The organism is Neisseria sp. HMSC078H04 (assembly GCF_001838135.1).
Classification (GTDB): domain Bacteria; phylum Pseudomonadota; class Gammaproteobacteria; order Burkholderiales; family Neisseriaceae; genus Neisseria.
Map to the genome: position 1 here is coordinate 49274 of NZ_KV835853.1, position 9778 is coordinate 59051.

Below are 9778 nucleotides of genomic sequence, written 5' to 3' on the forward strand. Positions count from 1 at the left end.
TAATGATAGTAAGTTTTACCATTGCTTGCATCTGTAAGGTAGATGGACAATATTAGTTTTCACAATCCCATCTAATGGAAACTTGCATGATTGCGAAATCATGGGTAACCAAGTTGCTGTTGAAACATATAGAAAAATTGTTTGGGTACATGTGTTTCTTAAAAATCTATAATTAATTTCATTTTAGGAAGTTGGATGACTGACAAAATTGCCCACGCCCGCCAAGACGCATCAGGAAATTGGCATTCCCACCCTCTGCAAGACCACCTGCAAAAAGTCGCACAACTTGCTAAGCGTTTTGCAGGGCGTTATGGGTCGTTGTTTGCCGAATATGCGGGGCTTTTGCACGATTTGGGGAAATTTCAGGAAGCTTTTCAGAAATATATCCGTAATGCATCCGGATTTGAAAAAGAAAATGCCCATTTGGAAGATGTCGAATCTACCAAGTTGCGCAAAATTCCGCATTCCACTGCCGGTGCCAAATATGCAGTAGAGCACCTTAATTCGTTTTTTGGGCATTTGTTGGCGTATTTGATTGCCGGGCATCATGCTGGGCTGGCAGATTGGTATGACAAAGGCAGTCTGAAAAGCCGTCTGCAACAGGCGGATGACGAGTTGGCGGCGTCTTTGTCGGGCTTGGTGGAAAGTGGTTTGTCTGAAGACTCTTTTCTTTTATCCAATAATGATTTAACACAAAATTTTCTTGCTTTTTGGGAAAAACCAGAACAGGCAAAACTGTTCAAGGAGCTACATATTTGGATACGTTTTTTCTTTTCCTGCTTGGTGGATGCCGATTTTTTGGATACCGAAGCCTTTATGAACGGCTACGCCGATGCCGATGCCGCGCAGGCTGCCGAATTGCGCCCGAAATTTTCCGGTTTGGATGAGTTGCACCGGCGATATGAGCAGTATATGGCGCAGCTTTATGAAAAATCGGACAAAAACTCATCTTTAAACCAAGAACGCCATGCCATTTTGCAGCAATGTTTTTCTGCCGCAGAAACCGACCGCACTTTGTTTTCTTTAACCGTGCCGACCGGTGGCGGTAAAACTTTAGCGAGCTTGGGGTTCGCTTTGAAACACGCACTGAAATTTGGCAAAAAACGTATTATCTATGCTATTCCTTTCACCAGTATTATCGAGCAGAACGCCAATGTTTTCCGCAAAGCATTAGGCGATGATGTGGTTTTAGAACACCACAGCAATTTAGAAGTGAAAGAAGATAAGGAAACAGCGAAAACTCGTCTTGCTACGGAAAATTGGGACGCGCCGCTGATTGTTACCACTAACGTGCAACTGTTTGAAAGCCTGTTTGCGGCGAAAACCAGCCGTTGCCGCAAGATTCACAATATTGCCGATAGCGTGGTGATTTTGGATGAAGCCCAGCAGCTTCCGCGCGATTTCCAAAAGCCGATTACTGACATGATGCGGGTGTTGGCTCGCGATTACGGCGTTACCTTTGTGCTGTGCACGGCAACTCAGCCTGAACTTGGCAAAAATATCGACGCATTCGGCCGCACCATTTTGGAAGGCCTGCCGGACGTGCGCGAGATTGTGGCAGACAAAATTGCCTTATCGGAAAAACTGCGCCGCGTCTGCATCAAAATGCCGCTGCCAAACGACGAAGCGCAAAGCTGGCAGGAAATTGCCGATGAAATCGCCGCGCGTCCGTGTGTTTTGGTGGTAGTCAATACGCGAAAACACGCCCAAAAACTCTTTGCCGCCCTGCCTTCTAACGGAATCAAGCTACATTTGTCTGCCAATATGTGCGCCACACACCGCAGCGAAGTCATTGCGTTGGTTCGCCGATATTTGGCACTGTATAGCGCAGGCAGCCTGCACAAGCCTTTATGGCTGGTCAGCACGCAGTTGATTGAAGCCGGCGTGGATTTGGATTTCCCTTGCGTTTATCGGGCGATGGCAGGACTGGACAGCATTGCCCAAGCGGCGGGGCGGTGCAACCGTGAAGGCAAACTGCCACAGTTGGGTGAAGTGGTCGTGTTCCGTGCCGAGGAAGGCGCGCCTAGCGGCAGCCTGAAACAGGGGCAGGACATTACCGAAGAAATGCTGAAAGCAGGGCTGCTCGGCGACCCGCTTTCCCCGTCGGCATTTGCCGAATATTTCCGCCGGTTCAACGGTAAAGGCGATGTGGATAAACACGACATTACAAGACTCTTGACGGCAGAATCATCCAATGAAAATCCGCTGGCAATCAAATTCCGCACTGCTGCCGAACGCTTCCGCCTGATTGATAACCAAGGCGTGGCACTCATTGTGCCGTTTATCCCGTTGGCTCATTGGGAAAAAGACGGCAGTCCGCAAATTATCAAAGCAAACGAGTTGGACGATTTTTTCAGACGACACTTGGACGGCGTGGAAGTTTCAGAATGGCAGGATGTTTTGGACAAACAACGCTTTCCTCAGCCAACCGACAACTCCTTCGGGCAAACTGACAGTCCACCGCTGCCCGAGCCGTTTGAAAGTTGGTTCAAATTTTTAGAAAGCGATCCACTCAAACACAAATGGGTTTACCGCAAGCTGCAACGCTACACGATAACGGTGTACGAACACGAACTGAAAAAGCTGCCTGCACATGCGGTTTTTTCTAGGGCGGGATTGCTGGTGTTGGATAAGGGCTATTACAAAGCCGTGCTTGGCGCGGATTTTGACGATGCAGCTTGGCTACCTGAAAATTCGGTTTTATGAAATGAAAGCAATAAGGAGATGATATGAGTTTTATCTTAGAAATCAGCGGTGATTTGGCTTGCTTCACTAGGCCTGAGCTAAAAGTAGAAAGGGTAAGTTACTCCGTTATCACGCCGTCTGCCGCCAGAAACATTTTAATGGCGATATTGTGGAAGCCGGCAATCCGCTGGCGAGTCTTGAAGATAGAAATCCTAAAACCGATTCAGTGGACGAATATCCGCCGTAACGAAGTGGGAACCAAAATGAGTGAACGTAGCGGCTCGCTCTATATTGAAGACAACCGCCAGCAGCGCGCATCCATGCTACTGAAAGACGTTGCCTACCGCATTCACGCCAATTTTGACATGACAAGCGAAGCAGGCGAGGGCGACAACTACGTCAAATTTGCCGAAATGTTCAAACGGCGCGCGAAAAAAGGGCAGTATTTCCACCAGCCTTATTTGGGTTGCCGTGAGTTTCCCTGCCATTTCAGGCTACTTGAAAAGGCTGAAGACGGTTTGCCACGCGAAGATATTACCCAAGATTTCGGTTTTATGTTGTACGACATGGATTTCAGCAAATCCGATCCGCGCGATTCCAATAACGCCGAACCTATGTTTTACCAATGCAAAGCGATAAACGGCGTAATTACCGTGCCCCCAGCCAATAGCGAGGAGGTGAAACGATGATTCTGCACGCGCTCACCCAATACTACCAACGCAAAGCCGAAAGCGATGGCGGTGTTGCCCCGGAAGGGTTTGAAAACAAAGAAATCCCGTTCATTATTGTTATAGACAAACAGGGCAAATTTATTCAGCTGGAAGATACCCGTGAGCTGAAAGGCAAGAAGAAAGTTGGCCGCATTTTTTTAGTGCCGAAAGGCTTGGGCAGGAGCGGTTCAAAATCCTACGAAGTAAGCAATTTATTGTGGGATCACTACGGTTATGTGCTTGCCTATGCCGGAGAAAAAGGGCAGGAGCAGGCGGATAAACAGCATGCTAGCTTTACCGCCAATGTAAACGAATTGAAACAGGCGTTGCCCGATAATGCAGGTGTTGCCGCCATTGCCGCCTTTCTGGCTTCTGCGGAAGAAAAAAGCAAAGTCATGCAGGCCGAAAATTGGGCGGAATGTGCCAAAGTCAAAGGCTGTAATCTCAGCTTCCGCTTGGTGGACGAGGCAGTAGATTTGGTTTGTCAATCAAAGGCGGTTCAGGCATATGTGAGTCAAGCTAATCAGGCACAATCCGATAACATCCCCAAAGGCATTTGCCTGGTAACGGGCAAACCTGCGCCGATTGCGCGGCTGCATAACGCCGTGAAAGGTGTGAACGCCAAGCCCGCCCCGTTTACATCGGTAAATCTGTCAGCTTTTGAATCATACGGCAAAGAGCAGGGCTTTATCTTTCCTGTGGGCGAACAAGCCATGTTCGAGTACACCACTGCCTTAAATACCCTGCTTGCTAGCGAAAACCGCTTCCGTATCGGCGATGTAACAGCCATCTGTTGGAGTGCGAAACCAACTCCGTTGGAAGAGAGTCTTGCTTCTTTGATTAACGGCGGCGGCAAGGACAATCCCGATGCCCATATTGATGCGGTCAAATCGCTTTATAAAAGCTTGTACAACGGCAAATACACAGAACCCGACGGTAAAGAAAAATTCTACCTTTTAGGTCTATCACCCAATTCTGCGCGCATTGTCGTCCGCTTTTGGCATGAAACCACTGTTGCCGCCTTATCCGAAAGCATTGCGGCGTGGTATGACGATTTGCAGATGGTGCGTGGCGAAAACTCGCCATACCCCGAATATATGCCGTTGCCGCACCTGCTGGGTAATTTAGTGTTGGACGGCAAAATGGAAAACCTGCCATCTGACCTGATTGCCCAAATAACCGATGCCGCACTCAACAACCGCGTTTTACCCGTCAGCCTGTTGCAGGCTGCTTTGCGGCGCAACAAGGCGGAACAGAAAATTACCTATGGCAGGGCAAGTCTGCTTAAAGCCTATATCAATCGCGCAATTCGCGCAGGTCGTCTGAAAAACATGAAGGAGTTAACTATGAGTTTGGATAGAAACCGTCAAGACATTGGCTATGTGCTGGGGCGGCTGTTTGCCGTGCTGGAAAAAACACAGGCCGAAGCCAATCCCGGCTTGAACGCCACCATTGCCGACCGCTATTTCGGTTCGGCAAGCAGTACGCCGATTGCCGTATTCGGCACACTGATGCGCCTGCTGCCGCACCATTTGAATAAGCTGGAATTTGAAGGACGTGCCGTACAACTGCAATGGGAAATCCGCCAGATTTTGGAACATTGTAAGAGATTTCCCAACCATTTGAATTTGGAACAGCAAGGCCTATTCGCCATCGGTTATTACCACGAAACCCAATTTCTGTTTACCAAAGACGCATTGAAAAACCTGTTCAACGAAGCGAAAACCGCATAAGGAGCAAATGCTATGACTATTGAAAAACGCTACGACTTTGTCTTTTTATTTGACGTGCAAGACGGCAACCCCAACGGCGATCCCGACGCAGGCAACCTGCCGCGTATCGACCCGCAAACCGGTGAAGGTTTGGTAACCGATGTTTGCCTGAAACGCAAAGTCCGCAATTTTATCCAAATGACCCAAAATGGTGAACATCACGATATCTTTATTCGTGAAAAAATCATTCTTAATGATTTAATTGCTGAAGCCCATCAGCAAGATGAAGTAAAAGACAAACCAAATGGGAGAGAAAAAACCGAAAGTGCGCGTCAATATATGTGCAAACGCTATTACGATATTCGTACTTTTGGTGCGGTTTTAACGACAGGTGAGAATGCGGGACAAGTTAGAGGTCCTGTGCAATTGACTTTTTCCCGCTCTATTGATCCGATAGTAACACTTGAACATACGATTACTCGTTGTGCGCCGGCTAAAGAGGTTGAAAATCCGAAACCTGAGGATAGTGAAGAAGAAAAAGCAAAGAAAGAACGTGGAAGAATGGGGCGCAAATTTACAGTCCCTTACGGCCTATACCGCTGCCATGGCTTTATTTCCGCCCACTTCGCCAAGCAAACCGGTTTTTCCGAAAGTGATTTAGAACTGTTTTGGCAGGCACTCGTCAATATGTTCGACCACGACCATTCCGCCGCACGCGGGCAAATGAATGCTCGCGGGCTCTATGTGTTTGAACACAGCAGTAGTCTGGGTGACGCACCTGCTGATAGCCTCTTCAAACGCATTCAGGTTGCTAAAAAAGACGGAGTGGAAGTGGCAAGGAATTTTGACGATTACCTTGTCAGCGTGGACGATCAAAATCTTGGCGAAACCAAGCTGCTGCGTAAATTAGGCTAAAAATGACCGCACTTTTAACCGAAACCCAAAGGGAAAATCAGGACACACGCCTGATTTCTCTTTCTGCCCTGCAACACTACGCTTTCTGCCCGCGCCAATGCGCACTGATTCACAACGAGCAGGCGTGGATGGAGAACTATTTGACCGCACAGGGCAAGGCGCTGCATGAGCGAGTGGATTCGGGCGAGCCGGAAACGCGCAAGGGCGTGCGCTTCGAGCGGACGGTGCATGTGTCGGCGGAGAAATTGGGCATCAACGGGGTGTTGGATTTGGTGGAAGTGGACACGAAAACAGGCCGTTTGAAACCTGTGGAATACAAACGCGGCAAGCCTAAACCCGACCCAATGGACGAAATCCAGCTTTGCGCCCAAGGTTTGTGCTTGGAAGAAATGACAGGGCAAACCGTTTCTGAGGGCGCGCTGTGGTATATGCAAACCCGCCATCGCGTCCCCGTCGTGTTTTCAGACGGCCTGCGCGCCCAAACACTCGCCACCATCGCCGCCGTGCGCGAGCTGCTAAACAGCGGTCAAACCCCGCCACCCGACTACGGCAAACGCTGCAAAGCCTGCTCGCTGGTGGAGATTTGCCAGCCAGAGTTGCTGGGGAAACAGGATAGGAGTGTGGGGTATGTGATGAGGTTGTTTGGGGATTGAGAAAATTGATGAACGTATAATATGTTATGTTGTGAATCTATCTAAATTTAAATAAGGAAATTTTTTCATGGAAATGCCTAAAACACATTTTGATTGTATCCAATATCTTAGGCCAGAGTTATTAATTGAAGCAAAGAAAGATGTCAAAGAATTATTAAATATAGATAGGAAGTCCCCTATATTAAGTATTGATGAGTATGAAAATAGATTAAATTCATATTTGGAAAAAGTAATCAATGATACTCTACAAGTTGCCGCAGATAATATTGGGGTTTCTCTAAATTTTATTAAAAATAATATAGATGATTTACCAGAGTTCTTTAAAAATCATCTATTTGCTCTAGGTAGTACTATTAATTATGAATATCATTTCATAGTTAATTTTCTATTAGCTGGTAGAAAAACATTTTTCTTTTCTGATGCTATCAGTCAAAAGCTCTTACATACAGAAATTAATGTGCCAGCTAAAGAGATACAGCTACCTTTTTTTAGTTGCCAATTAGTATTCACGGAAAGAGAAATTATAGATGCATTCTATACAAAAGCTCTTAAGGATAATCCTGACTTAACTGTTGATTATTCTTGCCCTATAAGTGTTTTTGTTACCTTATTTGATGATTGTGATGAATTGGATGGCAGAAGAATTATTTTTAACTCATACCATAGTAAATATCCAGATACAATTTTTCTAATGCAGAAAAGGGAATTGTTTCTTGGTAATGATTGGAACTTAGAGCAAAGCTTAAGAACAGATTGGGAGAATCTTACCCCTAATAATTTGGGATATGGCTCATTTTACAATGATGGAAATATCAGTAAATTAGAAGATGATCTTTTTTATACAGATGGATTACTTTTTTATCGGATTATATTGAATGCTATTTTATATGTAATTTCAAGTAAGGCTGATTTCCCTAAAAAAGAAAGTCAAATTAGAAAAATAGAAAAAAAGATAGCAAATGCAAAATCATTTCTTAAAAAAGAGAGATTAAATCAAGAGACAAAAGCAATATCTAGTCTTGATTATTTTGAGGTTGGATTAAGTGAGCAACAAATAATTTTAAAAAATCAGCATGATAATGAAAATTCTGAATCTGTTGATTATTCAAGATTAGACCGAAAAATTTTACGTAGATTTATGGTTAGAGGGCATTGGAGAAATCAACGTTATGGTTCGGGTTTGACAGAAACTAAGTTAATTTGGATTAAACCATATATCAAAGGAGATGAATTAGCAGAGGTTATAAATAAACCTTATGTAATTAAAGAATAAAAATACCGAAAAATCCAAACTGAGGTCGTCTGAAAAACAATATTTGGGAAGCCAAGCTATTTCGTTGGGTTACGGAGCTCTATCTACCCCAACCTACCGATAATTTTCAGGCAGCCCAACTATCGCCCCCAAAAGTACGGTCAAAATCCAAGGAATCTACTCATGCGCAAACTGCAAAATACGCTCTACATCACCACCCAAGGCAGCTACCTGCATAAGGAGCGGGAGACGCTGGTGGTGGAGCAGGAGCGCAAGAAGGTGGCACAATTGCCGGTGCATTCTATCGGGCATATTTTCTGTTTTGGGAATGTGCTGGTGTCGCCGTTTTTGCTGGGGTTTTGCGGCGAAAATAATGTAAATTTGGCGTTTTTTACCGAAAACGGGCGTTATTTGGGGCGGCTTCAGGGGCGGCAGAGCGGCAATGTGCTGTTGCGTCGAGCGCAGTATCGGGTGTCGGAGCAAAATCCCGTGCCGATTGCGCGTAATATCATTGCGGCAAAGATTCAGGCGAGTAAACGGGTGCTTCAGCGGCAGATTCGCAATTACGGCGAGAATGCGGCGATTCAAAGTGCGGTCGATGCTTTGAACATTTCGCTGCGGCAGTTGAAGGGCGCGGACGGGCTGGACGTGGTGCGCGGCATTGAGGGCGATGCGGCGGCGCGTTATTTCGGCGTATTCGGGCAGCTTTTGAGCGAAAAAAGCGGCTTTACTTTTGACGGGCGCAACCGCCGTCCGCCCAGAGACGGGGTGAATGCGCTGTTGTCGTTTGTGTACAGTCTGTTGGGCAAGGACATCAGCGGCGCGCTGCAAGGCGTGGGGCTAGACTCGCAGGTGGGCTTTCTACACGCCGACCGACCGGGGCGCGACAGTTTGGCGCAGGATATTTTGGAAGAATTCCGCGCGTGGTGGGCAGACAGGCTGGTGCTTTCCTTGATTAACCGAGGGCAAATCAAACCGCAGGATTTTGTTACCGAGGCAAGCGGTACGGTAAGCTTGAAAGCCGATGCGCGTAAGCTCTTGTTCCAAGCCTTGCAGGCGAAAAAGCAGGAGAAAATCGTGCATCCGTTTTTGGGCGAAGAAGTGGAAATCGGGCTGTTGCCGTATATTCAGGCCATGCTGTTGGCGCGACACTTGCGCGGGGATTTGGCGGAATATCCGCCGTTTTTGATGAGATAGGTTTGCAGGTCGTCTGAAAACGGGTTGGATGTTTTCAGACGGTCTCTAAAGCAGCCTTGCACATGGGAATACAAAATGCTGATGCTGATTACTTACGATATTTCGCTGGAAGACGCGGAAGGACAGGCAAGGCTGCGGCGCGTAGCGAAATTGTGTCTGGACTACGGCGTGCGCGTGCAATATTCGGTGTTCGAATGCGACATCGCGCCCGATCAGTGGGTCGTTTTAAAAGACAAACTCTTAAAAACCTACAACCCCGAAACCGACAGCCTGCGCTTTTACCATCTGGGCAGCAAATGGCGGCGGAAAGTGGAACACCACGGCGCAAAACCGACGGTGGATGTGTTTAAGGATACGTTGATTGTGTGAATCGCCAACCTGTTGTTCTCATGAAAATGTGGCAGGATTAGCGAATTAGGATTGTTCTTTAACAATCAGGATATTGCAAATGTGGGTATAACAGAAAAGGCTGTGTTATACTCGCATTTCTGCTTTTCTTGAGAGTTTAGCGAGATTAGGCTTGCGAAACCTGATGTAGCAAGGCTTTTGAGAGAGGCACCAGCCGCCTTCGGGCGGCTGTGTGTTGAAACGTTGGGATGTCATAGGATTTCTCCTGTCATTGGGCCAGCCGCCTTCGGGCGGCTGTGTGTTGAA

The 9778-nt window shown here is 46.9% G+C and carries 8 protein-coding genes and 1 pseudogene; 8 read left to right on the top strand and 1 reads right to left on the bottom strand.

The window, feature by feature from the left end:
- The first annotated feature begins 195 nt into the window (after window positions 1-195).
- The 8 genes from HMPREF2560_RS10720 to cas2 all read left to right on the top strand — a co-directional run bounded on the left by HMPREF2560_RS10720 (window position 196) and on the right by cas2 (window position 9493).
- Window positions 196-2706 (top strand): CRISPR-associated helicase/endonuclease Cas3, encoded by a 2511-nt coding sequence (locus HMPREF2560_RS10720; protein WP_070608684.1) that lies wholly within the window; start codon window positions 196-198, stop codon window positions 2704-2706.
- Between the two features lie 23 nt (window positions 2707-2729).
- A complete protein-coding gene (gene cas5c, locus HMPREF2560_RS10725) occupies window positions 2730-3374 on the top strand; it encodes a type I-C CRISPR-associated protein Cas5c (protein ID WP_070608686.1) in 645 nt (214 codons plus the stop codon).
- Window positions 3371-5128: a type I-C CRISPR-associated protein Cas8c/Csd1 gene (gene cas8c / locus HMPREF2560_RS10730; protein WP_070608688.1), complete on the top strand. Its 1758-nt coding sequence runs from the start codon at window positions 3371-3373 to the stop codon at window positions 5126-5128. Before cas5c ends, cas8c begins: the two co-directional genes overlap by 4 nt.
- A gap of 12 nt (window positions 5129-5140) precedes the next feature.
- A complete protein-coding gene (gene cas7c, locus HMPREF2560_RS10735; protein ID WP_070608690.1) occupies window positions 5141-6022 on the top strand; it encodes a type I-C CRISPR-associated protein Cas7/Csd2 in 882 nt (293 codons plus the stop codon).
- A 2-nt stretch (window positions 6023-6024) separates the two neighbouring features.
- Complete coding sequence (cas4, locus tag HMPREF2560_RS10740; RefSeq protein ID WP_070608693.1) at window positions 6025-6675, top strand: CRISPR-associated protein Cas4; 651 nt, start codon at window positions 6025-6027, stop codon at window positions 6673-6675.
- Window positions 6676-6742: 67 nt separating this feature from the next.
- Window positions 6743-7948 (top strand): AcrVA2 family anti-CRISPR protein, encoded by a 1206-nt coding sequence (locus HMPREF2560_RS10745; RefSeq protein ID WP_070585559.1) that lies wholly within the window; start codon window positions 6743-6745, stop codon window positions 7946-7948.
- A 162-nt stretch (window positions 7949-8110) separates the two neighbouring features.
- On the top strand, window positions 8111-9124 hold the full coding sequence (gene cas1c, locus HMPREF2560_RS10750; RefSeq protein WP_070608695.1) for a type I-C CRISPR-associated endonuclease Cas1c: 1014 nt from the start codon (window positions 8111-8113) through the stop codon (window positions 9122-9124).
- 75 nt (window positions 9125-9199) lie between these two features.
- Window positions 9200-9493, top strand: coding sequence for a CRISPR-associated endonuclease Cas2 (cas2, locus tag HMPREF2560_RS10755; RefSeq protein ID WP_003746238.1), 294 nt, complete (start codon window positions 9200-9202; stop codon window positions 9491-9493).
- Window positions 9494-9598: 105 nt separating this feature from the next.
- Here the strand turns inward: cas2 and HMPREF2560_RS11370 are convergent.
- Window positions 9599-9778: pseudogene (locus HMPREF2560_RS11370) on the bottom strand (hypothetical protein); the annotation flags it as partial.